20 protein-coding genes and 2 pseudogenes are annotated in these 24,671 nt (G+C 53.9%); 11 read left to right on the top strand and 11 right to left on the bottom strand.

Going from position 1 to position 24,671, the window contains the following annotated elements; translation table 11 throughout:
* The first annotated feature begins 438 nt into the window (after positions 1–438).
* Positions 439–2,223: an ABC transporter ATP-binding protein gene (locus tag Q1B21_RS20030; RefSeq protein ID WP_299892547.1), complete on the top strand. Its 1,785-nt coding sequence runs from the start codon at positions 439–441 to the stop codon at positions 2,221–2,223.
* A gap of 308 nt (positions 2,224–2,531) precedes the next feature.
* On the opposite strand, the gene bhcD is transcribed toward Q1B21_RS20030, so the two are convergent.
* From bhcD to bhcA, 4 genes are all read right to left on the bottom strand, one after another.
* Positions 2,532–3,497 carry an iminosuccinate reductase BhcD gene (gene bhcD / locus Q1B21_RS20025; RefSeq protein WP_299892545.1) on the bottom strand — a complete coding sequence of 322 codons (966 nt, stop codon included), beginning with the start codon at positions 3,495–3,497 and terminating at the stop codon, positions 2,532–2,534.
* Positions 3,498–3,558: 61 nt separating this feature from the next.
* On the bottom strand, positions 3,559–4,722 hold the full coding sequence (gene bhcC / locus Q1B21_RS20020) for a 3-hydroxy-D-aspartate aldolase BhcC (protein ID WP_299892542.1): 1,164 nt from the start codon (positions 4,720–4,722) through the stop codon (positions 3,559–3,561).
* 14 nt (positions 4,723–4,736) lie between these two features.
* On the bottom strand, positions 4,737–5,687 hold the full coding sequence (gene bhcB / locus Q1B21_RS20015; RefSeq protein ID WP_299892539.1) for a beta-hydroxyaspartate dehydratase BhcB: 951 nt from the start codon (positions 5,685–5,687) through the stop codon (positions 4,737–4,739).
* Between the two features lie 14 nt (positions 5,688–5,701).
* Positions 5,702–6,892, bottom strand: a complete 1,191-nt coding sequence (gene bhcA, locus Q1B21_RS20010) for an L-aspartate--glyoxylate aminotransferase BhcA (RefSeq protein WP_299892537.1) — start codon at positions 6,890–6,892, stop codon at positions 5,702–5,704.
* Between bhcA and bhcR the strand changes: the two genes are divergently transcribed.
* Entirely contained in the window at positions 6,892–7,911 is a 1,020-nt protein-coding gene (gene bhcR / locus Q1B21_RS20005; protein ID WP_366525422.1) for an HTH-type transcriptional regulator BhcR, read from the top strand. The genes bhcA and bhcR overlap by 1 nt on opposite strands.
* Before the next feature lie 151 nt (positions 7,912–8,062).
* Here bhcR and Q1B21_RS20000 read toward each other — a convergent pair.
* From Q1B21_RS20000 to Q1B21_RS19985, 4 genes and pseudogenes are all read right to left on the bottom strand, one after another.
* Positions 8,063–8,254: pseudogene (locus Q1B21_RS20000) on the bottom strand (integrase core domain-containing protein); the annotation flags it as partial.
* A 15-nt stretch (positions 8,255–8,269) separates the two neighbouring features.
* Positions 8,270–9,763, bottom strand: a complete 1,494-nt coding sequence (locus tag Q1B21_RS19995) for an aldehyde dehydrogenase (protein WP_299892535.1) — start codon at positions 9,761–9,763, stop codon at positions 8,270–8,272.
* The gene (locus tag Q1B21_RS19990) at positions 9,760–10,953 is read right to left on the bottom strand and encodes an epoxide hydrolase family protein (RefSeq protein ID WP_299892533.1); all 1,194 of its coding nucleotides are present in this window, start codon (positions 10,951–10,953) and stop codon (positions 9,760–9,762) included. The genes Q1B21_RS19995 and Q1B21_RS19990 overlap by 4 nt, the downstream gene beginning before the upstream one ends.
* 133 nt (positions 10,954–11,086) lie before the next feature.
* Complete coding sequence (locus Q1B21_RS19985; RefSeq protein WP_299892531.1) at positions 11,087–12,550, bottom strand: PLP-dependent aminotransferase family protein; 1,464 nt, start codon at positions 12,548–12,550, stop codon at positions 11,087–11,089.
* Positions 12,551–12,720: 170 nt separating this feature from the next.
* Here Q1B21_RS19985 and Q1B21_RS19980 point away from each other — a divergent pair, with 170 nt between their 5' ends.
* The 3 genes from Q1B21_RS19980 to Q1B21_RS19970 all read left to right on the top strand — a co-directional run bounded on the left by Q1B21_RS19980 (position 12,721) and on the right by Q1B21_RS19970 (position 15,721).
* Positions 12,721–13,761 carry a TRAP transporter substrate-binding protein gene (locus tag Q1B21_RS19980; protein ID WP_299892529.1) on the top strand — a complete coding sequence of 347 codons (1,041 nt, stop codon included), beginning with the start codon at positions 12,721–12,723 and terminating at the stop codon, positions 13,759–13,761.
* A 92-nt stretch (positions 13,762–13,853) separates the two neighbouring features.
* Positions 13,854–15,143 (top strand): TRAP transporter large permease, encoded by a 1,290-nt coding sequence (locus tag Q1B21_RS19975; protein ID WP_299892526.1) that lies wholly within the window; start codon positions 13,854–13,856, stop codon positions 15,141–15,143.
* Between the two features lie 14 nt (positions 15,144–15,157).
* Positions 15,158–15,721 (top strand): TRAP transporter small permease, encoded by a 564-nt coding sequence (locus tag Q1B21_RS19970; protein WP_299892523.1) that lies wholly within the window; start codon positions 15,158–15,160, stop codon positions 15,719–15,721.
* A gap of 472 nt (positions 15,722–16,193) precedes the next feature.
* Here the strand turns inward: Q1B21_RS19970 and Q1B21_RS19965 are convergent, their stop codons facing one another.
* Complete coding sequence (locus tag Q1B21_RS19965) at positions 16,194–17,081, bottom strand: LysR family transcriptional regulator (RefSeq protein WP_299892520.1); 888 nt, start codon at positions 17,079–17,081, stop codon at positions 16,194–16,196.
* Between the two features lie 170 nt (positions 17,082–17,251).
* Between Q1B21_RS19965 and Q1B21_RS19960 the strand changes: the two genes are divergently transcribed.
* The 6 genes and pseudogenes from Q1B21_RS19960 (at position 17,252) to Q1B21_RS19935 (ending at position 23,797) form a co-directional block, all read left to right on the top strand.
* Positions 17,252–17,872, top strand: a complete 621-nt coding sequence (locus tag Q1B21_RS19960; protein ID WP_299892518.1) for a glutathione S-transferase family protein — start codon at positions 17,252–17,254, stop codon at positions 17,870–17,872.
* Between the two features lie 145 nt (positions 17,873–18,017).
* Positions 18,018–19,616, top strand: coding sequence for a pyridoxamine 5'-phosphate oxidase family protein (locus Q1B21_RS19955; RefSeq protein WP_299892515.1), 1,599 nt, complete (start codon positions 18,018–18,020; stop codon positions 19,614–19,616).
* A 135-nt stretch (positions 19,617–19,751) separates the two neighbouring features.
* Positions 19,752–20,456 (top strand): SDR family NAD(P)-dependent oxidoreductase, encoded by a 705-nt coding sequence (locus tag Q1B21_RS19950; RefSeq protein WP_299892512.1) that lies wholly within the window; start codon positions 19,752–19,754, stop codon positions 20,454–20,456.
* Between the two features lie 133 nt (positions 20,457–20,589).
* Complete coding sequence (locus Q1B21_RS19945) at positions 20,590–21,978, top strand: pyridoxal-dependent decarboxylase (RefSeq protein WP_299892510.1); 1,389 nt, start codon at positions 20,590–20,592, stop codon at positions 21,976–21,978.
* Positions 21,979–22,200: 222 nt separating this feature from the next.
* Positions 22,201–22,500 (top strand): annotated as a pseudogene (locus Q1B21_RS19940) (integrase); the annotation flags it as partial.
* 130 nt (positions 22,501–22,630) lie between these two features.
* Entirely contained in the window at positions 22,631–23,797 is a 1,167-nt protein-coding gene (locus tag Q1B21_RS19935) for a reductive dehalogenase (protein WP_299892508.1), read from the top strand.
* 142 nt (positions 23,798–23,939) lie between these two features.
* Here the strand turns inward: Q1B21_RS19935 and Q1B21_RS22390 are convergent, their stop codons facing one another.
* A complete protein-coding gene (locus Q1B21_RS22390) occupies positions 23,940–24,173 on the bottom strand; it encodes a hypothetical protein (RefSeq protein ID WP_366525421.1) in 234 nt (77 codons plus the stop codon).
* Positions 24,125–24,439 carry a hypothetical protein gene (locus tag Q1B21_RS19930; protein WP_299892506.1) on the bottom strand — a complete coding sequence of 105 codons (315 nt, stop codon included), beginning with the start codon at positions 24,437–24,439 and terminating at the stop codon, positions 24,125–24,127. The genes Q1B21_RS22390 and Q1B21_RS19930 overlap by 49 nt, the downstream gene beginning before the upstream one ends.
* Positions 24,440–24,671 lie beyond the last annotated feature (232 nt).

Here is a 24,671-nt window from a genome sequence, read left to right as displayed (position 1 = left end):
CTGTCGGATCAAAAAAACAGAACATTGCGAAGAGCTTAAGAGAAAATACCACAATGAGAATGCGGAATCAATTCGCGCAGGATGCGTTTGTCCTCGGCACAGCTTGTCGCCGACGTTCCAAGCGTTTTTTGCTCGGTCACCGAGAAAAACTTCTGCATACTGCTTAACTCAATGACGTATGAGCCCACGATATGAACAAGGCAAATTACTGATGCCGCAGACCTAGACGAAGCATCAAAAGCACTCTTCCGGGTGACACTGAAGGTACCTATATCCGTTCACCGCGCTTGCTCTTTGTCGAACCGGTTACTATCTAGCACACTCAATCGCCAAGAGGCGGGGTCAGACAAGCTTGTCACCCACCACCATCTGCCCTTTAGACCGGAAAGAATATAGGTTATCTGAGCGAGCGCATGGTTTCATGATCTGGAGAACGCAATGATAAAGCGCGCCTGGAAAAACTGGCGATCAGGTTATATGGGTCGCCTCATAGGCGAGAGCTTCTACGCTCAGGGCGGGCTCTATGGTATTGCGATTGTGGCGATGATTGTCGTCGCTGTGACGACCGCGGGCTCGGCTTATATGATGGAGTATATAGTCGACGCCATGACCAGCCCCGACATGCGCGGCTGGGCGCATATGATTGCATTAGGTGTGGTTGGCCTGTTTCTGGCCAAAGCGCTCGCTTCTTATGTTCAGGCCATGTATCTGGCCCGGGCCGGGAACCGGATAGTCGCCGCGCAGCAGGACCGGGTTTACCGCAAGCTGCTTCGGCACGGCGTGTCTTTCTTTGCCGCGAACGAATCCTCTGATCTGCTGATGCGGACCACTCACGGGGCCCAGGCGGCACGACAACTGATTGATGTTCTGGTGACCGGGTTTGTGCGTGATGCGTTGACACTGGTGGGCCTGGTCGTTGTCATGGTGTACCAACAGCCAGTTCTTTCGGTGATGTTTTTCCTGGTTGGACCTATAGCCCTGTTGGGCGTGCGGTATCTGTTGAAAAGCGTACGCGCAATCATGCAGGCTGAGTTCAAGTCACTGGCTGAAATCATCCGGGTGCTTCAGGAAACGTCCAGCGGCATTAAGGTAATCAAGGTGTTTTCGCTTGAAGACCGGATGATCACACGTATGGACACTGCCATTCGGAAGGTCGAACAGCGTTCGAACGACATTGCCAAGTTGCAGTCTATCGCCAGCCCGCTCATGGAGTTTCTGGCCGGACTGGCCGTCGCGGGGGTTTTGGTCGTCAGCACTTTGGGCCTTGCAGGAAGCGAGCCGCCCTCTGCGGGTCAGCTGATGTCTTTCATCACCGCATTGTTGATGGCGTATGAACCTGCCAAGCGCCTGTCCAGGATGCGTGTTCAGATAGAAGCCTGTATGGTCGGCGTCGGCATGTTATTCGGATTGCTCGATCAGGAAGACACGATGAAAGAAAGATCGGATGCGAAGGATCTTTTGGACGGTCCGGGTGAGATCAGGCTGCGCGATGTCACCTTTGGCTATCACGGTGCGATCCCGGTTATTGAAAACATGAATTTGACCTTCCAGGCACGCAAAACCACTGCGCTGGTTGGTCAATCCGGCGGTGGTAAGTCGACCGTCTTTGGCTTGCTGATGCGTTTCTACGACCCTGACGAAGGCAGCGTCGAAATTGATGGTCAGGACTTGCGAGATGTGAGTTTCGCGTCATTGCGCCGGAAGATCTCTTATGTGGGTCAGGACACTTTCTTGTTTTCGACCTCGGTGATGGAGAACTTGCGCTGTTCTGCGCCGGATGCAACCGATGAAGAGGTCATCGCAGCAGCCAAGGCGGCCCATGCGCATGACTTCATCACTGACTTACCTGACGGGTATGATACACAAGTTGGCGAGAACGGGACGTTCCTTTCCGGCGGTCAAAAACAGAGGGTTGCAATCGCCCGTGCCATTCTGCGCAAGGCCGAAATCCTGTTGTTGGACGAGGCAACCAGCGCGCTGGATGCCGAATCGGAAACCCTTGTCAAACAGGCGCTTGATGCGCTAACTCAGGATGTCACAGTGATCGTGATTGCGCACCGACTGTCTACGATCCTGGAGGCAGACAACATCATGGTCGTGCAGGATGGTGCGGTCGTTGAACAGGGAAATTTGGATGAGTTGATGCAGAACAACGGCCGTTTCCGCAACTTGTTCGACCAGCAGTTCAAAAAACACGAAGCCAAGTCAGAAGTAGCGGAATAAGCTCAGTACCCGGAATCGCATATCCAAGGGGATCTGTCGCAAACTTTGACCTGAGTGACGCACGATGGAGTTGTGATGGTTTGACTGCGCCAATGCTCAGGAATGCCAATGCTCGGCTTCAAAAGCTTCATCCTACCCGCGGCGACACTCGCAGTGTATCGAAGCGGCAAACATGATCCGCAAGGCCCAACTCGGATCTTCGACAAACGGATTCCCTCAGTTTGCAGCGCTCGCTGGAGAATTGGGCCCAATCAGAGCGTTAGCTTCGAACCACGCCTAAGTTTGCGATGGGTTCACTCGACCCGTCTTTAGAATTTGATGTCCATCGCTGTACCGGCAGCGCAGGCGCGCTCGACAACCGTGGCTGCAACGGCCAGATCCTGAAGGCCAACTCCTGTTCCGTCAAAAAGAGTGATCTCTTCCCTTGAAACACGTCCAGGATGCGCCCCGTTGATAACAGCTCCCAGTTCAATGATGTCAATTTCACGAAGCGAGCCATCGGCTACGGCATGCTGAGCTTCGCCGATCGTGATCGATTGCGCGATCTGGTCTGTAAACACACTGACGCGACCCATCAGTGCGGCATCTACCTCTTGTTTTCCCTTGGTATCTGTTCCCATACAGGCGACATGAGTGCCTGGACGCACAAGGTGCGACGGAACGATAGGATCATGACTCGAGGTAATCGTTACAATGACGTCGGACTGTTCGCAGAGCCCCTCGACGCTGACGCACTCAAACGGCAACCCAAGCTCATTTGACACTGCTTCCAGAGAAACAAGCTTTTCGGGCGATCGGTTCCAGGCCACGATCTTTTCAAACTTTCTTTGCTCTGCCACCGCGCGCAGTTGGAACGCAGCCTGATGACCAGCTCCCAAAATGCCCAAAACTCTTGCGTCCGGCCGAGCCAGATGCCCAACCGAAACCGCAGAAGCGGCGGCTGTGCGCAATGCTGTTAAGAGGTTGCCCCCGACGATGGCACTGCATTTTCCGGTATCGGCATCGAATAGAAACACAGTTGATTGGTGATTGGTCAGGCCTTTTTCGGCGTTATCGGGCCAATACCCGCCAGATTTTAGGCCCAGGTTCAGCGCATTGCGATCAAAGCCGGACTTAAACCCGTAGAGCGCATCCGCATGGCCGATAGCCTCGCGGATCACCGGGAAGTTATAGGCTGTTTTTGCCGCCATAGAGGCAAAGACCTGCTCAACTGCTTCGAAACAATCGTCTCGACTGATGTGGTCACCAATGATGGCTTCGGGAATGACATACATGACTTTCGCCTTCGATAAAAATGGGGCGAGCAAGCTCGCCCCTCAGTCACAGGGAGATTCTTCAGTAGGCTTTGCCACGGGCAGAAACCGGCCACAGAGTCTCAACCTTTCCGTCACGCACACCGACATACCAGTCATGCACATTGGCAGTCGGATCGCAGTGACCGGGAACAAGCCGCAGTTTGTCACCAACGGCCAAGGCACCATTCGGGTCTGCAATCACGCCATGCTCATCAGAGCATTTGATGTATTCAACATCGTCACGCCCAAAAACAATAGGCAAACCGCTATCAACTGATTGCACCTTCAGGCCAGCATCAACAATGGCTTTATCGGTTTTTGTGTGGCTCATCACTTGGGTTAGGATAAAGAACGCATTCTCCCACTCGCCCTGGTCGATCCGATTGCCCTCCTTATCGAGAATTCGGCCGTAATCGGCATCCATGAAAGCGTAAGAACCACATTGCAGCTCGTTGTAAACACCTGAGTTACTTTCAAAATAATAAGAGCCAGTACCGCCACCCGACACCAGTTCGCAGCCAATACCTGCGGCTTTCAGACCATCAACAGCGTCCTGAACCATTGCAATGGCCAAATCGAGTTTCTCTTTTCGGGCTTCGTATGTGTCCATGTGTTGCATGGCGCCTTGATAGGCTTGGATGCCCGTGAACTTTATGTTTTCAGCCGCCACTATTGCCTTGGCGATTTCGACAACGGCAGACGTTGTAGTGACCCCGCAACGCCCCGCGCCACAATCGATTTCCACGAAGATTTCTAGTTCAGTACCATGTTTTTTCGCTGCAGCAGAAAGGTCAGCAACGTTGGCTAGATCGTCAACGCAAACGATGATCCGCGAGCCCAGTTTCGGCAGTTTTGCCAGGCGGTCGATTTTCTGCAGATCACGCACTTGATTTGAAACCAACACATCCTTGATGCCGCCGCGCACAAAAACTTCGGCCTCGCTGACCTTTTGGCAACATACGCCGATCGCACCACCAAGGCTTTCCTGGAGCTTGGCGACATCGACCGACTTGTGCATTTTCCCATGCACCCGATGGCGCATCCCGTGTGCCTTGGCATAGTCACCCATCTTCTTGATGTTGCGTTCCAGCGCGCCGAGGTCGAGGACCAAACACGGTGTTTGGATGTCAGCCTCATCCATTCCAGGTAATGCCGGAACATCGAAACCCACTTCAAGATCGTCAAATTTTACAGGAACATTCATCGGTTTTGCCTTTTTCATTGGATCCATGGAAGTTTGTCGAGATCGACATTGCCGCCAGTGATGATGACTCCCACGCGCTTACCTTTGAAAGCGTCGGGGTTTTTTAGAATTGTTGCCATCGGCACGGCACTCGACGGCTCCATGACCACCCTCAGGTGCTTCCAAATGAGCTTCATCGCATCGATAATTTCAGGGTCAGATGCCGTGAAGATCTCGGACACATGGTTGGATACGAAGTGCCAAGTCAAATCTTTCAATGGCACCAAAAGCCCATCAGCAATGGTCTTCGGTGCATCATCAGCGATGATGTGACCGGCTTTGAAACTGCGGTAAGCATCGTCTGCCTGATCTGGCTCGGCCGCGATGACCTGGCACTCGGGCGCCAGCGTCGCAAGTGTCAAGCAAGTACCTGAAATCATACCTCCGCCGCCAATCGGAGCCACAACGAAATCGAGCCCATCGCTTTGCTCCATCAGTTCTCGCGAACAGGTCCCCTGCCCGGCGATAACACGTGGATCATTGTAGGGGTGCACGAAATCACCGCCAGTTTCGGCTTGCACCTTGGCAAAGGTTTCTTCGCGCGATGTAGTTGAAGGTTCGCATTCAGTAATGTGTCCATCGTAGCGGCGCACAGTATCCTTTTTGGCCTGAGGCGCAGTTCGGGGCATCACAACATTACACGGAATTCCACGCAGCTTTGCCGCATAGCTCAGACAGGAAGCATGATTACCAGAGGAATGCGTCGCCACACCCTTTTCGGCCTGCTCGTCGTCCAAACCGAAAACCGCATTTGTTGCACCGCGTACCTTAAAAGCACCCGGCTCTTGAAAGTTCTCGCATTTGAAGAAAATCTCTGCCCCGGTCAACTCGTTCAGATAATCTGAGCTCCGTACTGGCGTGCGACGAATATGCGGCTCGATCCTTCTATGAGCGGCAAGCATGTCTTCATAGGTAGGGATATACATCACCTTCGTCTCCGCTACGCTGCTTTGCACACATCTGCCGCCGGGTTTGAACGGAAGTATTCTTGAGCCGCGGCCACACCAGATCCAAGACGGACATCAAGTCCCAAATCCGCCATGCACATCTCTGCGGTCGCGATCCCGCTCAAGGTCATCACGTCCGTCAGGCTCCCCAGATGCCCGATCCGAAATACCTTACCTGCAACCTCACCGAGGCCCACACCGAAAGCCACGCCATAGGTATCCGCAGCATGGGTCACAATATCTGTCGCGTTGAACCCGTCCGGGGTGAGGATCGCGCTCACCGTGTCGGAATAGATATCAGGCGATGTCGCACAGAGCTCCAGGCCCCACGCCTTCACAGCATATCGCACGCCTTCGGCAATACGATGATGGCGCGCGAATACGTTATCCAACCCCTCGTCTAAGAGCATGCCGCATGCCTCATTGAGGCCATTAATTAACCCAACGGGCGGTGTGTAAGGAAAGGCACTGGCGGCATAACCGTTGGCCATATCATGGATGTCAAAAAATGAGCGTGGCAACTTCGCGGACTTTGTCGCCTCCATCGCCTTGGCGCTGAAGCCGACGATGGCCAGACCAGCCGACAACATAAAGCCTTTTTGTGATCCGGTCACGGCAACGTCCACGCGCCAATCATCAAATTGAAAATCCATCGATGCGATCGAACTCACCCCATCGACAAGCAGCAAGGCTGGATGACCCGCGGCATCCAAGGACCGACGCACACCAGCGATGTCAGATTTCACACCGGTGGCGGTTTCATTGTGGGTGGCCAGCACTGCTTTGATTTCGTGCGCTTTGTCTGCGGCAAGAATCTCTTCGTAGCGGTCTGCAGGCACGCCCTCTCCCCAAGGCGTTTCGACGATCTGAACATCCAGCCCATGACGCTTGCACATATCGATCCAGCGATGAGAGAACATACCATTGCGCGCCGCTAAAACCTTGTCACCCCCAGACAAGGTGTTGGTCAACGCGGTTTCCCAACCACCGGTGCCGGACGACGGGAAGAAAAATACTTCTGCGTCTCGGCTTTTCAGCACGCGTTGAACACCCTTTCTCGCCGGATGAAGCATTCGACCGAACAAGGGTGACCGATGGTCTATCGTCGGCATGTCGCACGCTTTGCGCAGCTTTTCGGGGATGTTGGTCGGCCCCGGAATGAACACAGGATTCTGAAAACTCATTGAGTGCCTCGTTTGCGATGATTCTGGCTCTAGTATTGTGTGCGAGACGCAAACTGGCAATTTTTTTGAAAAATATTTTCAAAACTGAAAGAAAGTATATTTATCGTTTTTTTATAATGTGTTATATTTTTTCAATTCCATTACGACTATTGAAAAATTGTCAAAATAGGAAAACCTGGGAAATGCCATCAGAAAACCGTAAACGCGGGCGACCGAAAAGCTTCACCGACAAGCCAGAACAGAATACGAACCAGTCAATCGATAGAGCGATAGACATCCTTGAATCCCTTGCCTCGCAACCAGGGCTTTCGCTGTCGGATTTGGCCCAACGTTTGGACATGTCACCTGCCACGACCTACCGGACACTAAATACGCTTGAAAAGCGTCGTCTCGTAGACCTGGAACCAGAAAACCAGACTTGGCATGTCGGACCAGAACTGTTTCGTTTGGGTTCGGCGTTCCTCTATCGAAGCTCACTCGTAGAGCGCGCTCGTCCGATCATGCGCGGCTTGATGGAAGCCACCGGGGAAACCGCTAATATCGGCATAGAACGTGAAGGCCAGATCATCTTCTTAAGTCAGGTTGAAACACAGTCAAATATTCGTGCCTTTTTTCAACCTGGCACACGCACGCCACTTCACGCTTCTGGGATCGGAAAAGCGTTATTATCCTGCTATGATCGCGCGCGGATCGACCAGCTCCTTCCCAATGCGAGACTGGAGCAATTTACTATGAAAACGCTGTTTGACAAAGAAAAGCTGCTGGCTGAACTCGACCATAGCCGCCGCCGCGGATGGGCATTGGATGATGAAGAAAGAACTCATGGAATGCGCTGTGTCGCTGCCCCGATCATAGATTTTTTCGGTGAGGCGGTCGGAGGCATATCTGTATCGGGGCCTGCGGATCGTATGCCCGACGAAAGGCTTGCTGAGATTGGCAATATTGTCCGAGGCGCCGCAAAGGAGCTGTCACAAAGGCTGGGTGCGTCTGGGGCGAAGGTAAACGGCGAAGACGATTAGTCTTCGCCAATCGTCGCTTCGGTTTCAAGGGCGCTGCGCAAATATACGAGCTGAGAATGGCTCCGGAAAATGCACAGGGCGGTTTACATCTTTATAGGGATCTCAAGCGCCCTAGTTTCATGTTTCTGCCTTTTGTCTTGTCGGGTTCAAGCAGTATAGTTTGGCTGCGGCCTGTGTAGACATCGGCGGGTGTCAGATTTGTGAAGCTCTCATGGCGGCGTTGATGGTTGTAGTAACCGACGAAGGCAACAACATGTGCTTCGGGATCGCCGGTCAGGAAGCCGTTCTCCAACGAGATGCGGTTCTTAAGTGTGTGATGCCAGCGCTCGATCTCTTCCCGCGTGAAATATGTTGGCCGTCAATCGGTCGCCGTCTGCACCCAAATGGTCTTTGTTTGCAGGTATTGCTCAAGCGCTTCCGTCCCATTGTCACGGGCGAGCGACCCGGATTGCTTGTAACCTCCAAACGGGGTCTTGATGTCGCCCTCGGAAAACCCATTGACCGAAACCGTGCCACAAGGCAGCGAGCGAGTCATGTGAAGGGCCCGGTCGATGTCTTGGGTGAAGACGGTTGCGTGCAAACCATAATCTGTGTCACTGGCAACGGTCAAAGCTTCCTCGGCAGTTTTCATGGACATGATGCCCAGAACGGGTCCAAAAATCTCTTCGCGCGCGATTTTCATTTCCGGAGTAACACCCTGAAAAACCGTTGGTTCAACAAAGTAGCCGGGAAGATCGCTGTCCCCGCCCATCGTCATCTGTGCACCATCCGCAACGCCGCTTTGGATGTAGTTCATCACCAGTTCTTTGTGATCCTTGCTGATCATCGAGCCGATGTCAGTGGCCGGGTTTAGCGGATCGCCCAATGTGAAACCTTTCACCCGCTCGATGATGCGACCGGTAAACTCCTCAACCAAAGGTGCAGCGATCAGCTGGCGCATATTGGCAGAGCAATTCTGACCACCATTCCAGAAGGCAGACATGGCAGCATGTTCGATCAAGTCGTCGTTAAGTCTCGCATCCTCCAGCACGATGAACGGGCTTTTACCACCCATTTCCAGGCCCACGCCCTTAAGGTTGCTGTCACCGGAATAACGCATGAACATGCGGCCAACTTCGGTTGAACCGGTAAACGAAACCGTGTCGATGTCGTTGTGCAGGCCAATGGCCTTGCCCGCAGTTTCACCAAAACCCGGCACGATGTTGATCACCCCATCTGGCACGCCTGCCTCGCGCATCAGTTCCGCCAGGCGAATGGTCGATAGCGGGGTCTGTTCGGCCGGTTTGATCACCGCAGAGCAGCCCACCGCAAGGGATGGTGCAATCTTCCAGGCTGCCATGACCAGTGGGAAGTTCCAGGGAAGCACCGCGCCAGCAATCCCCGCAGGTTCCTTGGTGATCAACGCCATAGCACCGGGGCCTGTAGGTGCGATTTTTCCAAATGTTTTATCTGCAAGCTCAGCGTACCACTGGAAAAAATTGGGTACTTCACCACCGATTTCATCGATACAGTCATTGATGGTTTTGCCGGTATCCAAGCTTTCTAGAACTGCCAGCTCATGCGTGTGTTCGCGCACCAGCTGTGCGACTTTCAAAAGAACTTCCTTGCGTTCTTCCGGTTCTGCGCGCGACCACGTGCCCTCGTTGAACACCCGTCGTGCCGCAGCAACTGCACGATCTACATCTGCGGCCTTGCAATGCGCAACCTCCGCCAAAATCTGACCGGTTGCCGGGTTGGTCGTTTCAAATCTATCACCATCGGCGGCATCGCAAAACTGACCGTCAATAAATGCCTGCCCGTTTGGGGTCAGCATGGCAGCGATGGCCTGATACTCAGCGTGCGAAAGGGTCATTTTGTCTCTCCGTCGTTCCGGCCGCGCAAGATGCGCGCGAATTTGCGAATGTCGTTCATCAGCATTTGCGGTTCTTCCATCGCTGCGAAATGGCCGCCGCGAGGCATCTCGGTCCAATGGGTGATGTTGTAGATGCGTTCAGCATAGGATCTGGGTGGCCAGCCCAACATCTCAGCTGGAAAAACAGCGCAACCAGTAGGAATTTCGACTCGCCTGCCTTCCGGGGACAGAACGCGCCCGCCCTCTTCGCGCCGGCCATAGTAAATCCAAGAGGCCGAGTTGAATGTGCGCGTTACGATGTAGATCATGATGTTGGTCAGCAAATCATCCTTGCTGTGTGCGTGCTCAATCTGGCCAACGGGTACGTCCGACCAATCGTGAAACTTTTCCACCAGCCAAGCTGCAATGCCAACGGGGCTGTCGATCATCGCGTAGCTCAGCGTTTGTGGCCGCGTCGCCTGTTGTGTGCGATAGCCGTTTTGCATGATCTGATCTTTGTCAAACTGCTTAGCCCACGCGATTTCTTCGGGCGTTTGTGGCCCGTCCGGGTGTCGCATTGTCAGCACATTGATGTGAATGGCAGAGCAAGCAGGCGCATGATCGTAGCCAAGCCAGGAACATATCGCCCCGCCCCAATCGCCGCCGTGTGCAAGATAGGTGTCAAAACCAAGGGTCTTCGTCATTAAAGAGTTGACAACGCCTGCTATTTTACGCGGCCCGTAGGGACGTGGCGGCCGTCCGGAAAATCCAAAACCGGGCAAGGACGGAGCGACAATTGTAAAAGCGTCTTGGACGTCGCCCCCAAAGCGTTCGGGATGCGCCAGAGGCTCGACCAGGTCAAAGAACTCGGCGACAGAGCCCGGCCAGCCATGGCTGATCATCAAAGGCATCGGGTTGGATCCGCTGCCCTCTTCATAAATGAAGTGCATATCGATGTCGTCTACGCGGGTCTTGAGTTGGGTAAACGAGTTGATGCGTGCTTCTTGCTTGCGCCAGTCAAACCCATCGACCCAATAGGAACAAAGCTCCTGCATATAGACCAAATTAGCACCATAATCCCAACCACCATCGTCAGGCATCTCGTGCCATGGGTAGTTTGCGACTCGGTCAAGGATTGTACGCAAAACGTCCTCGGGCACGTGGCACTTAAACGGGGTCACGTTTTTGATGGTATCCAATCGATCTTTCACAAGACGTGTTCCCTGATATCTCGCCACTCGCGTACAGAATTTTGGCTACGCGATCCGATCCAGTTAACTGATTTGGATCAGAAACGACGAGAGACAGGTGGCGCAATTCGAAGGGACAGATGAAGATCTCGCGTCACAGGAGCGATCTGACCTCACCGGCGATAATCTCGATGCCTGCTTCAAGCTTTGACACCGGGACATAGGCAAACCCAAGCCGAAAACTACGGCTGTCGTTGTAGCCGAGATAGTAGTCCTGACCGCGATCAACCAATACACCTTTGGCTTTCAGCCTCCGTGTCAATTCAGTCGCGTCAAAGCCGTTGGGACCTGTCAGCCAGAAGGATGTGCCCCCCTCAGACTCCGTCCGTTTCAGCATCCCCAAATGTTTGGTGATCGCCTTGTTCATCGCATGCCAACGTTTGTTGTAGCGTCTTTCAATGTTGCGCAGATGTGAATCGTAGTGACCCAACTGAAAGAACAACGCTACGATTTCCTGAACGATCGTTGGTGGGTGACGCATCATCACGCCGCGGGCAATGCGCGCCTCGCGGATGATGTCGCGGTGGGCCACGATAAACCCAAGGCGAATGCCCGGAGAGACTGTTTTTGACAGGCTGCCCACATAGATGACGCGCGCGGTTTTATCCATTGATCGTAGCGACGGCGAGGATTTGGCAACATAGTTCATCTCGGCCTCGTAATCGTCCTCGATGATCAGAAAGTCTTTCTCTACAGCCGCCGCCAACAACTCTTCGCGTCTTTTCTCGCTCATCGTGACCATTGTAGGAAACTGATGGCTCGGCGTTGTGAACACCAGCTGGCATCCAGATGGGATGGCGCTCGGGATGATACCGTCCTCATCTACTGCGACACCGATCAGTTCACTGCCTGCAAGACGGAAGGCATTTCGCGCTCCGAAAAAACCTGGATCCTCCAGCGCAATGGGTTTGCCGGATTGAGCAAAAATTGTGCCCAAAATGTAGAGTGCGTTCTGCGAGCCAAGTGTGATGAGGATTTCGTCGTCATCAGCATAGATGCCGCGCGTATTCAAAAGTCTCTGGCGCAGCTGTTGCACAAGTTGCGGGCTGTCGCTTTCAACGGAGTCACTGGCCCAAACCGGCATCTGCTTGCGACCCAGCGCTTGCCGTGTGCATTCGCGCCAGCCATCGACAGGAAACAACTCGGGATCGATTTGGTTGTAAATGAACGGATAAGGGTAGGCGTTCCAATCCAGTGGATTGACGACAGGCATCAGATTGTTTGACCGAAAGGACACGGGGCAAGGTGCGTCATCCCTTCGATCGACTTCTTCCTTAAGAAGCGCCTTGTTAAGTGCCGCAATCTGAGGCGCTACGAAATAGCCAGAGCGGTCACGCGACACCAAAAGCTCAAGATCCACCAGGCGGTTGTACGCAGCAAAAACTGTGTTGCGGGATACACCAAGCTGGTCAGCCAGTTCACGGCAAGATGGCAGGGGTCGGTCGTAGGCGAGCGACTTTGATGTAATCGCGGCGCTGACTGCTTCGCAAATTTGATCACGTAAACTCAGATGCGAGCTTTCGGGAAGTTTCAGAAAACGAGGGGTGACAGAGGCCACTGAAAGCTCCTTTGCGCCGGATTTCAGATACCAAACCCTAGTGGCATCAAGCGCAGACTGTCAGGTCGAAACTGATCTGTCCCCTTCTTTCAATCTATCTGTCACTTTCTTTGAAGCAGCCCGAGGTGAAAGATACGGGAAAACAAAGTCAACGACGGGAGATGATGAAGATGAACATTGGTACTATTGGAAAAGTGCTGTGCGTCACCGGCGCACTGGCACTTTCGGCACAAACCGCCGCAGCAGAAAAGGTTCTGAAGCTGGGAACGGTCGGATTCATCGGCATGCCCATCGGAGACGCGATTGACCAGGCTTTGATACCAACCTTGGAGGAAGTCTCCGGCGGCCAACTGAAGATCGAACCGCATTATCGTAAGTCACTTTGCAGCGAACAGACCTGTGGAGAACAAGCAAATCAGGGCCTTCTGGCTTTGTGGACCAGCTCGACCGCCAACTTCGGGAACTTTGGCACGTCATTGGCGATTTTTGATCTGCCCTACATCTTCAAAAGCATCGAAGACGCAGACCGGATATCGTCGGAATGGCTCGCAGAAAAGCAGTGCCAGATCGCAGCTGAAGAAGCGGGGCATGTTTGCCTGACGGTTTATTCAAGTGGAGGTTTCCGTCAACTTGGAAATGCTCATGGGCCAGTCCACGTTCCCGGCGACATGGAGGGTGTGAAATGGCGTGTGACCAAAAGCCCGATTGAATACACATTGGTAAAGAACTGGGGGGCCGTGCCTGTTCCTTACGACTGGTCGCAACTGTACCAAGGTTTGCAAACCGGTGTTGTGTCCGGCCAATACGTTGCCACACCCTGGCAGCATGTCGCGAAGCTGCACGAAGTGGCACCTTATTTCACCGAAATCGGCGGATCATGGTCCGGCAACCAACTGTCCATCGACAAACGTCAGTATGATGCATTGACCGACGAAGAACAGGAATGGCTGAAAATCGCTGCAAAGGCGTTTGGGCAAAAAGTACAGGAACTTGACCGAGCTTGGGTCGAAGCGGGTGAAATTGAGATCAAGAAGACCGCAAAAGAATGGTATGTGCCATCCGAGGATGAGCTTGTTCAATGGCGAGCGGGTGCCATCGACGCATGGATCAATGCAAAAGGTACATATGATCCCGACACAGCGCGTCAGGTTCTGGAACAGCAGGGCATGACCAGCTTCATTGCACAGCTTGAAGAAGCTGGTGCTCTCTAAGGCCACGGTCATTTGACAAGATAAACAAAGGCGCGGGATGATGTTCCGCGCCTTTTCATGACAAAAGACCGCCCCAACTAGGATCTAACCCAATGGAAAGCGTTGCGCTTCTAATCATTCTGGTCGTCCTGATCTTGCTGGGTGCCCCCGTTGGGTTCATCATGATCCTGATCCCGGTGGTCTATATCCTGCTCACTGACGCGGCACCGATGATTTTGATCCCTAGTCAAATGTTTCAGGCAATTGACTCGGTGCCACTCACAGCAATCCCGTTCTTCATGCTGACGGGTGAATTGATGACTTCGGCCACGATCACCGACCGTCTGGTTGACCTCAGTCAACGCATCATCGGCCGGATGCGGGGCAGCATGGCGCAGGCCAACGTGCTGGTCAGTATGTTCTTTGCCGGTATGAACGGATCGGTTGTGGCAGACACCGCGACGGTCGGATCACTGCTGGTGCCGGGGATGAAAAAAGCCGGATATCCCCCCGAGTTTGCCGCAGCAATCACAGCCGTGAGTTCAACGATCGGCGGTATAATCCCTCCTTCAATCATGATGATCGTGCTGGCAAATGCAGGTGGAATTTCTGTTGGTGCGCTGTTCGCCGGTGGCATTGTCCCGGGCCTGATGATCGGCGGACTGTTGATGGTGGTTAACTACGTCATTGCGCGAAAAAATAATTTTGAACGTAGCGAAGAGCCTTTCAGCCTGAAGGGCATTGCAATTGCCGGATACAAATCCTCTTTCGCCCTTCTGATCCCAGTGGTCTTGGTTGGATCGGTTGTCTTTGGTATCGCAGGTGTGGTCGAAGCAGGCGCATTGACCGCCACCATCGCTTTGTTTGTTGGTTTGTTCGTCTACCGCACCATCAGCTGGGGCAACTGCAAAAGCGCGTTTGTCCGTGCTTTTCGCAATTCAGCCATGGTGTTTATCATCATCGCGGCTTCTGGGCCGTTCAGCTGGCTTTTGACATCGCTCGGTGCGATCAGCCAGCTGGAAACATGGTTGCTTGGATACACCTATAATCCGCTGATCTTTGCACTCGTGCTTGTCTTGTTCATCTGCTTGTTGGGCATGGTGATGGACAGTGCGGCCAATATCATTGTGGCAGGACCGGTGTTGGTGGATGTCATGGTCAAGGCGGGCTACCCAGATGTGCAGGCCGCACTGGTTGTGGTGGTGGGCTTTTTGATCGGGTCGGTCACACCCCCTGTCGGCGTCGCCTTCTTTACGGCAGGTGCAATCGCCAAGGTCAGGTTGGAAAAAGTCGCCATAGCAATGCTGCCGTATCTGATTGCCCTTTTCGCGCTGTTGTTTGTTCTGATCATCGTTCCGGACATCACCATGTTCCTGCCTCGTGCTCTTGGCTTTGCGAACTGAGGGAGGGGCATCAGATGGTTTCCGCACTTAAGTTTATCGACAAAGTAGTCAGGAAAACGCTGACAGCTTTCTGCGCAACACTGCTTTTGATGATGGTGGCCTTCACCGTGTACTCGGTGGTCATGCGATATGTCTTCAAAGACCCTCCAATCTGGGGCGACCTGCTGACCGTTCTCAGCAATATCTGGCTGGTCTTCTTCGCCCTTGCGCTGACCGTTCGCGACAGAGACCACATCGCACTTGACCTGATCTACAATTGGTTGCCTCAGAAAGCCGCGTTCTTCATCCAGCAGTTCTGGACGGCCGTTATCTTCTGCCTCGGCATCGTCATGATCATCTGGGGGATTGATGCGGTATCAACCATGGGCGGCAAATACTGGGAGATGTGGTACTTCGCGTGGGAAGACGGGGAGATCGTCTTCAAACCCAACTACATGCCCAAGAAGTACGCCATCGCCATTGTGCCAATCTCCGGGTTCTTGGTCTGCATGGCAGCCCTTGCCTCGATCACCGAGGATAGTTTGCGGTTTATGGCCGGCACGTACAGGCAATCGAAGGACATGGATATCAGCGATTAGGGTCTGGACTGGATCTGTCACAAACCTTGACCTGAGTGCTGCACGATTGAGTTGTGATGGTTTGACTGCGACCGTGTTTAGGAATGCCAATGATCGGCTTCAAAAGCTTCATCTCATCTGCGGTGACATTCTCAATGTATCGAAGCGGAAAACATGATCCGCAAGGGCCAAAGCATGTTCGATGCCTCGTTGGCTTTCCTCTCGGAGGTTTTTGCTGCTGGAATCTGCCTCGTCCATTGCATCGATTCCGCCAAGTAAGTTCTGAACACCATAACCAGGTTTTAGCGCGGCTTGCCGCCATTCGCTGCACATGCATTATGTAGACGTCTGCGAACTCACAGATCGCGCAACAATGTGAGCCTTCGCCCGCAGAGTCCCAATGGCAGAATACCGCAGGGAACGAGATCGCAATGAAATTAGTTTGGCGTCGCTAGTAGGTTCATATTTCAAGGCGGTGCAACTTTAACTTTCCTCAATATGACCTGAAATGCCTTGCCATATAGTCTATCAAGGCGCGAACCCGAGCAGTCAAATGACGGTTAGGTGGATAGAGTGCGTAGAGACCAAAATTTTCTGTTTCGTATTCCGCAAAGAGTTGTTCTAGCGATCCGCTTTCCAAGCATGACGCCACGGCGTAGTGAGGACAACGCGCAATGCCGAGGCCCGCAATCGCCATATTAGCGATCGCTGCCGGCGCATTGGCATGGAAGGCACCAGCGACTTTAACGACAAAATCCCTCGCATCAGTACGGAACCTCCAGGCGGTTGCGTTGACCGGGTTTTCGTCAATCAGGCATTTATGGGTGGCGAGCGCCATGGGGTCACCCGGCCGCCCACGCGCGGTCAGATAATCTGGAGATGCGCAGACGATAAGTGGCATATCCGCTAGTTTTTTCGCAATGAGGGTTGAATCCCTCAGCATGCCCACTCTGACGGCGAGGTCGAACCCTTCCTCAACCAAAGCAACTCTGGAATCGGAAAGCTTGAGCTCGATGTCGACGTTCGGATGCGCTCGCATGAATGGAGCCAGGACTTGCGTCAAGTTGTTGCTCCCGAAGCCAGTTGGTGCAGTTATCCGGATCGGACCCGACAAGGCAGACTGCCTTTCCTGCACCAGATCATCCAGCTCATCGATTTGATCGACAATTGGTTGGCACCGTTTGAGATAGGCGACGCCAACATCCGTCAGAGAAACACTTCTCGTTGTTCGGTTAAAAAGCTGGGTTGAAAGTCTACTTTCCAACTGCGCCACATATTTGCTGACAAGCCTGGTCGAGAAACCAAGACGCTTCCCTGCCGCTGTGAACGAGCCTTCTTGGGCCACTGCCAGGAAAGCACGCATCGTGTCAACCGTGTCCATTTTAGCGTTCCTTTGGTGTTTCGAAGATTCTTATTATGCTCATTATGTTCCTAGTTATTGAATAAAATATGTGATTATCACCGATACAGTCATGTGTCATGTTTTGTCCAGTGATCGCTGGTGCACCCCATCAGCTCTCGCTCTGGAAAACTCCTCCGAAAGGATAAATCATGCCCAATGCCATCCGCATTCATCGCCATCCGCTCTCCGGCCACTCCCACCGGGTCGAGCTTTTCGCCAAGCTTGGCGGCATCAATCATGCACTGGTTGATGTCGATCTATTGGCCGGCGAGCACAAAAAGGAGCCCTTTTTGTCACTCAATCCGGCCGGTCAGGTGCCGGTCATCGAGGACGGAGATACCGTCGTAGCGGATTCGAACGCCATTCTGGTCTATCTCGCTCGCAAATACGCCCCTGACTGGCTGCCGTCTGATCCCGTCCTTGAAGCCGAAGTTCAGCAGTTCTTGTCATTGGCCGCCGGGGATATAGCCCACGGGCCGGCAACCGCTCGGCTTGTCACCGTCTTTGGCGCCCAACTGGATGCCGAACGTCCCAAGGCAGTGGCCAATGCTGCGTTCGCGCGCCTCGAAGCCCATCTGGATGGGCGAAGCTGGCTGGTTGGTACCATCCCGACAATCGCGGATGTCGCAATATACAGCTACACGGCACATGCTCCTGAGGGGAACGTCTCACTTGACGATTTTCCCAATATCCGGGGACTGCTTGGTCGTATCGAGGCACTACCAGGCTTTGTGCCTATGCAAAGCACCAAGGTTGGCCTTGCCGCCTGATGAAACTTGGCGCCTAGGGCAGATGACCGGGCGCCATTTTACTTAGCTGAGCTTCCCCGAATAAAATCCCGGCCCGAGGAGAAATCCCATGTCCAGCATTGAACTTCGTGATCGCGACGCGTCCCCGTTTCACCGCGGCGAACACTTGGCGCAAGCTCGGCTTGGTGTTCGCGACATCGAAGAATGGGCAAAGCGAGTTGTCCGCGACCACCTACCGGAACAGCACCGCGACTTTCATACCGCCCTTCCGTTCCTGGTGGTCGCGGCCCGGGACGGGCAGGAAAGGCCTTGGGTTACACTGTTGGAAGGGTCGGAAGGTACTGTTAGTTCGCCTGACAACAAAACACTCTCTATCGACGCGTTGCCTGGCCAAGGCGATGCATTGCACGATGCCATTAAACCGGGAAGCGATATTGGCATTCTCGGTATCGAACTGGCGACCCGGCGTCGCAACCGCGTCAATGGCCGTGCGGCCAATGTCACATCCGCCGGCTTTGACTTTCACGTCGAGCAGACCTTTGGCAATTGTCCGCAATATATTCGGGAAAGAAAATGGCATCGGTTGAATGGCTCCGATCCTGGCCTTTCAACCAGAGGCCAGCGCCTCACCAAAGGGCAGATACAGTGGATTTCCTCCGCAGACACCTTCTTTGTCGCAAGCGGTTATCGCGGAGAGGGTACGAGCCCGACATACGGGATGGATGCGTCGCATCGTGGCGGCGACCGTGGCTTTGTTAAAGTTCTGGATGACGGGCGGCTGCAGTTCCCGGATTACGCCGGTAACAATCACTTCAACACAATTGGCAATATTCTGCTCGATCCGAGGGCCGGCTTTCTATTTGTGGATTTCGAAAGCGGTAGCTTTCTGCAGCTAACCGGCAAGGCCTCCATCGACTGGGACAGCAGCGAGATTGCAAAGTTACACGGCGCTCGGCGGCTGGTTACATTGCAGATTGACGAAGTTGTCGAGACGCGCTCTGCGGTCAGTCTCAGATGGAGTTCGGATGCAGATTCGGTTCGCTCGCTCCGTCTTGTCGAGAAAACGCCCGAAAGCGCTGATGTCACCTCATTCGTCTTTGAAGCACGGGACGGAGGAACCCTGGTAAATTTTGAACCCGGCCAGCATCTTCCGATCGAGCTTGAAATTCCAGGGATAAGCGAGCCCGTCAGTCGAACATACTCGCTCTCTAACGGACCCAATGAGCATCGCTATCGTATTTCCGTGAAACGTGAGCCAAAAGGCATCGCTTCGCAGTTTCTTCATGACCACCTCGAACCCGGCGCAATCATTAACAGCCGTCAGCCATCCGGGGATTTCGTAATGGCCTGCAATAAGTGCCCATTAGTGCTGGTCAGCGCTGGTATTGGCGTCACGCCGATGATGAGCATTTTACAGGCGGTCGCTGAAGAGGCCGGCAATCGCCCGGTTTGGTTTGTCCACGGGGCGAGAGACGGGAAACACCATCCATTGGCTCAAGAGGTTCTGGAAATGGCGTCCGCTCGGTCAGGCGTCCACGTGCATGTCGCCTATAGTCAACCCACCGGAGATGACGAGCTTGCCAATAATTTTAACAGCCGTGGCCGCGTTGACGGCGCTTTACTGGCGCAACTGATTGATAACATCGACGCTCATTACTTCATCTGCGGGCCGGTGAAATTCATGGGTGAGCTACAGGCCGATCTGGAAGGCCGAGGCATATGCCAGGAGCGCATTCATACTGAAACCTTCGGACCCGCCGGTTAATCTATACCGACCCGCCGTGACGGCGAACAAGGATCATACCTAAGAGCGAAAAAATGCGCGATTCACATGATGTCGCAATAACTGGCGGCGGCAATGCCCGGTTCGACATGTCGGCCATCTAAGGAGGAAATTGTCATGGACCATAAAATCTGTTTGATCACTGGTGTCGGAGACGGAACCGGTGCTTCGGTCGCCCGCCGGTTTGCACGGGATGGGTATCGCGTCGCCCTTTTGGCGCGCAACCGCGAGCGCTTGGCGGAACTTGAAAACGAACTCCCGGGTTCAAGGTCTTTCGCATTCGATTTGGAGGACACTGAGCATCTGATCGATGTTTGCCGTCAGGTGAAGGATGATATTGGAGCGCCGGAAGTGATTGTGCACAACGCCGTTCGTGCAACCTTCAAACCATTTTTGGAGGCAGATCCCAACGAGCTGGAGCGCAATTTCCGCGTCAACACCACGAGCCTGTTACACATGGCGCGCGAACTGACACCGTCAATGGTTGAGCGAGGCAGCGGTGCGATCATCGTTACGGGCAACACCGCAGCACTCCGCGGTGTTCCCAATTACGCGCTCTTTGCCCCAACAAAGGCCGCGCAACGGATACTTGCGCAATCCCTGGCCCGCGAATTGGGGCCAAAGGGCATCCATGTGGCTTATGTCGTGATCGATGCAGCGATCGACACACCATGGACCCGCTTGCCTTTCAATCCGGACATGCCCGAAGAGTTTTTCAGCAAGCCTAACGCCATCGCTGACGAAGTGTTCCACATCGCCCATCAAGACCGGTCTACCTGGTCGTTTGACGTAGAACTGCGACCCTATGGAGAAAAATGGTGAGCAATCTTTGGAATGTCGGATGACCTGTGAAGCCAAAGCCAAGGGAGTTGCCTAGCTCGCTTTTGGAAAACGCCTTCCTCGGTCTCGAGAACGCACTCCAAAGTTAATGAATCAAATTCATGGGAGGCGCAGTATGACTTGCAAAAAATTACCGCCTTGCTCAACGGAAGCGGATCGTCGCGCCAATCGGTACCTAACTGAAATCGCAGACATGGATGCCTTTCCGAAAGACTCGGCGCGCAATTCATTGTCCCGCTTTGAGGAAACCCTGCCAGAAAACGGGTTTGATGCTTCGGAAACCCTGAGGTTTCTAGATGACGTTGGATCACCTGGCACTGTGGCATCCAATGGTCCGCATTATTTCGGATTTGTCATTGGAGCGACTATCCCGATCGCTGCAGCGGCTCAGCGAATGATGCTCGCATGGGATCAATGCGCCTCGTCTTATACCAATTCCCCAACGGCGGATGTGATCGAAAAAGTTGTCGCACGCTGGATACTGGACATTCTGGACCTCCCTCACGACAGCGGAGTTGCCTTTGGCACGTCCGCAACGTCCTCTACCCTTGTTTGTCTGGCGACTGCTCGTCGGGCGTTGCTGTTGCGGAAGAATTGGAACCAGGACATTCACGGGCTGGATGGAGCGCCCGAAATCCGGGTCGTCGTATCGGAAAAGATACATGTGACAGTGCGCAAAGCGTTGCGTGTTCTGGGCTTTGGCCAACAAAACTTGATTGTGGCGCAGGTTGATGAAAAGGGAAGCATCATTCCATCAAAGCTGCCCCAATTGGATGAAATGACCATCCTGTGCTTGCAAGCTGGCGAAGTGAATACCGGCAGCTTTGACCCATTCCTACCATTGGTCACCGCGGCAAAAGCCTGGGTGCATATCGATGGCGCTTTCGGTCTTTGGGCGCGTGCCGCGCCGACAAAACGGTATCTGACGGACGGGGTGGAAATGGCCGATAGCTGGACAACTGATGGGCACAAATGGTTGAACACACCGTATGATGGAGCTGTAGGTATTTGCCGTGACCGTCATGCAATGACCGCCGCCATGAATAGCGACGCAGACTATTCTTTGGCATCTGCAGACAGCCAGAAGAATCTCGGCATCGAATTCTCTCGAAGCGCCCGCGGCATTCCTTTCTGGGCCGTTTTACGATCTCTAGGGCGCACGGGGGTTGCGGCTATGATTGAACGGCACTGCGCATTGGCTGAATATGTAGCAGATGCGTTGGTTGAAGCAGGATATAACGTCTTGCTACCGCCCGTGCTGAACCAAGTTCTGTTCACTTTCGGGACTGGTGCGGAAGCCGCGCAAATACAGTCTCTTGTCGCGGCCAATGCCAAGGTCTGGTTTGGTATGACTGTCTGGAACCAGGCACCGGCAATGCGGATAAGCATCTCGTCCTGGCAAACTGATACTCACAATGTTGATCTACTGATTTCCGAACTCAGGGCTGCGGCACAGATAGTCCAATCAGATGGCAACTATGATCCACAAAAACGCACGGATTAAGAGCAAAAATCAGGTGGTTCCTGCGGAATCTGGCGACTGACAGGGCAACTCGGTCATACGAAGGCAGAATTCTGAGTGCTGGAGCCAGTCCCGACCTCAGTGCGTCACGCAGTATTTTGCAGCTTGGGCTCACAGCGGGCCTCGGAGGCGACGCAGCATCTCATGATATCGTCAACGTCGGGTTGTCGTTGTGGGAGGGTATGGCGGGTCGGAGGATCAGTCATGGAAACACCAAACATACCTGCCATTCCCGCGCTTCGCCCAGCTTGGAACAAAGGACGTATTGTCGGTCAGAAGCGGTCGCTAAAACCTAAGCATGTCTGGGCGATCCGAGTTCGACTTGAACTGGCCGAAAACCAACGCGATCTCGCGTTGTTCAACATGGCAATCGACAACAAGTTATGCGGCTGTGATCTGGTGAAGATGAAAGTCGCTGAGGTAATGGCCTCTGGTCAGATCAAAAAACGGGCGTTGGTGTTGCAGAGCAAAACGCAGAAACCCGTTCGCTTCGAAATAAGCGACCTTCGGCAACCGCTTTTGCTGTTCCGGACCGGCGTTGGCAGAGCCTATCAACATTCAGTCGACCGCCAACGTCGACCTTTCACGCACGCTAACCTTTGACAACTGCTTCACCTCACCGCATCGTCTCGTCATGGCCTATCCCTCCAACCAACCCCAACGAGCGGACGACGCTGCTGCAGGCATTGATGTCACGGACGAATTCGAACGTTTCAGCCAGCGCAATGACATTTTTTCCCGCGCGTTCTGGGATGAACGTATCCGCAACAAACAGACCGACGCATTCTTTGCCTCGTACCGGATGGAGGCCACCCCTCGTCGTGGTGACGGGTTCACCCAGCGCGACTTCGCGCTCAGAAACGCAGCCTGGCTGATTTCAGACTTGATCTCCGAAAGAGGTGGCGACACCGGCAGGCGCGAGGGATTCCAAGCCCCCATCGACAACGACACACCCATAGCCCCGACACAGCAACCGATTGACGATCCCGCCGCTATGACCAAGGAAGTCAAACGCATCGCGAAGTTCTTTGGTGCCGATCTCTGCGGCATCACCGATATGGATGACCGCTGGCTTTACGCAACCCGCGTTGACACCCGCGACTTCTCCGACGCGCCCAACGACCTGCCTGAAGGCATGACATCTGTCATTGTGATGGGCCACCAGATGGATGAGGACCTCGTCGCCACCTATCCCTCCGCTCTCGCGGGGGCCGCCACAGGGCGCGAATATTCCCACGAGGCCAGCATCGTGATGCAGCTTGCAGCATATATCCGAAATCTGGGCTATGAGGCGACAGCCTCTATGAACGACACCGGCCTCGTGATCCCCTATGCGATCAAGGCGGGCTTGGGCGAGTATGCCCGCAACCAGATGGTCATAACACCTGAATACGGTCCGCGCTTGCGGTTCTCCAAGGTTTTTACCAGCCTTCCGTTGGCCCATGATCCACCCAAGTCCTTGGGTGTGCGTGCTTTCTGCAACATCTGCACCAAATGCGCTGATGCCTGTCCAGTCAAAGCGCTTCCCTACGGCCCGCCTGAGACCACCGAGGACCCCTCGGCCATAAAAGGTGTGCGCAAGTGGACCTCCGACGCAGCCAAGTGCTTTGGTTTCTGGGCCAAACTGTCCTCTGATTGTGCCATCTGCATGCGCGTCTGCCCATTCAACCGCGACTTCAAGCAATGGCGCCACCGTCTTTGGTTGAAGTTTGCGCTCTCGCCCTTTCGCAGATTTGCTCTCTGGCTTGACCGTAACCGCGGCGAGCGCGCCAAGCCTGCCGATTGGTGGCAAAGCCCTTAATGTCAAACCTGACTGAGGCCACAGGACAATTCCATGCATGGCAAAGCTGTTGATGCCTCGGTGAAGCTTGTCTTGGCAGGAATTCGCGGCAACAGCGAAATCAAGTCTATGCAAACTCATACGTCGCGAGAAAGCCTGCTATTCAACTGTCGTTGGTGCCTGGAGGCTCATACGGCCGAAACCTGGGAACCCATCGCGAAACCTTTGCCTTGTACCGCAAGTAGTCCCCTCCAAAGCGTCGTTCCAGCCCCGGCTCCTCTACAAATTTGAAGTAAAGTGTGTTGAGGAGAGAGAACACTATCGCCCAAAGCAGCAGGAGTGGGCTATTCAACGCCACAGCTTCCGCCAGTATAAGTAGAATGACCGATGAAAGCATGGGGTTGCGCACATAGCGATAAGGTCCACTGACCACAAATCTTTGAGGTGGGTCCCACGGCGCAGGAGTTCCGTATCCCTTAAGAACAAAAAGTTCATCGTCTTGGCTGCAAAGGCAAGCGCGGGGACAGCCAACATCGCCGCCACAGCCCAATGCAGACGCGTTCCCACACCTGCGCCAAATGGCCATTGGTCGCTGAACCATTGGATCAATACCGGGATGTAGATCAGTGCTGTACCCGGAAGGATAAGTACCGCTTTAGTCATGCGCCAAAACATAGAGGGATCTTACCACAGCTTGTCGATCGTATTCTGCGCTATCCCGCAGCTGCTAATAGCTCGATGACGCCCTTCGAACCTGCCGGTCCATAGGAGACATCAGGCAGACGGCTGGCATTCTGCATTAGCAGCCCGCTTTGCGCTCATTCGCTGAATGTGCGAATTCGGGTTCAGCCGAAATCACACATTGCGCAAAAAATGCGGACTTTTGTTAGTCAGT

It is taken from the genome of uncultured Ruegeria sp. (assembly GCF_947504215.1).
Lineage (GTDB): Bacteria > Pseudomonadota > Alphaproteobacteria > Rhodobacterales > Rhodobacteraceae > Ruegeria.
This window is presented reverse-complemented; position numbering and strand designations above follow the sequence as displayed.

Coding starts and splice junctions, on each gene's coding strand:
- Q1B21_RS20030 (WP_299892547.1), top strand. CDS start 439: ATGATAAAGCGCGCCTGGAAAAACTGGCGATCAGGTTATATGGGTCGC.
- bhcD (WP_299892545.1), bottom strand. CDS start 3,497: ATGTATGTCATTCCCGAAGCCATCATTGGTGACCACATCAGTCGAGAC.
- bhcC (WP_299892542.1), bottom strand. CDS start 4,722: ATGAATGTTCCTGTAAAATTTGACGATCTTGAAGTGGGTTTCGATGTT.
- bhcB (WP_299892539.1), bottom strand. CDS start 5,687: ATGTATATCCCTACCTATGAAGACATGCTTGCCGCTCATAGAAGGATC.
- bhcA (WP_299892537.1), bottom strand. CDS start 6,892: ATGAGTTTTCAGAATCCTGTGTTCATTCCGGGGCCGACCAACATCCCC.
- Q1B21_RS19995 (WP_299892535.1), bottom strand. CDS start 9,763: ATGACCCTTTCGCACGCTGAGTATCAGGCCATCGCTGCCATGCTGACC.
- Q1B21_RS19980 (WP_299892529.1), top strand. CDS start 12,721: ATGAACATTGGTACTATTGGAAAAGTGCTGTGCGTCACCGGCGCACTG.
- Q1B21_RS19975 (WP_299892526.1), top strand. CDS start 13,854: ATGGAAAGCGTTGCGCTTCTAATCATTCTGGTCGTCCTGATCTTGCTG.
- Q1B21_RS19970 (WP_299892523.1), top strand. CDS start 15,158: ATGGTTTCCGCACTTAAGTTTATCGACAAAGTAGTCAGGAAAACGCTG.
- Q1B21_RS19965 (WP_299892520.1), bottom strand. CDS start 17,081: ATGGACACGGTTGACACGATGCGTGCTTTCCTGGCAGTGGCCCAAGAA.
- Q1B21_RS19960 (WP_299892518.1), top strand. CDS start 17,252: ATGCCCAATGCCATCCGCATTCATCGCCATCCGCTCTCCGGCCACTCC.
- Q1B21_RS19950 (WP_299892512.1), top strand. CDS start 19,752: ATGGACCATAAAATCTGTTTGATCACTGGTGTCGGAGACGGAACCGGT.
- Q1B21_RS19945 (WP_299892510.1), top strand. CDS start 20,590: ATGACTTGCAAAAAATTACCGCCTTGCTCAACGGAAGCGGATCGTCGC.
- Q1B21_RS19935 (WP_299892508.1), top strand. CDS start 22,631: ATGGCCTATCCCTCCAACCAACCCCAACGAGCGGACGACGCTGCTGCA.
- Q1B21_RS22390 (WP_366525421.1), bottom strand. CDS start 24,173: ATGCTTTCATCGGTCATTCTACTTATACTGGCGGAAGCTGTGGCGTTG.
- Q1B21_RS19930 (WP_299892506.1), bottom strand. CDS start 24,439: ATGACTAAAGCGGTACTTATCCTTCCGGGTACAGCACTGATCTACATC.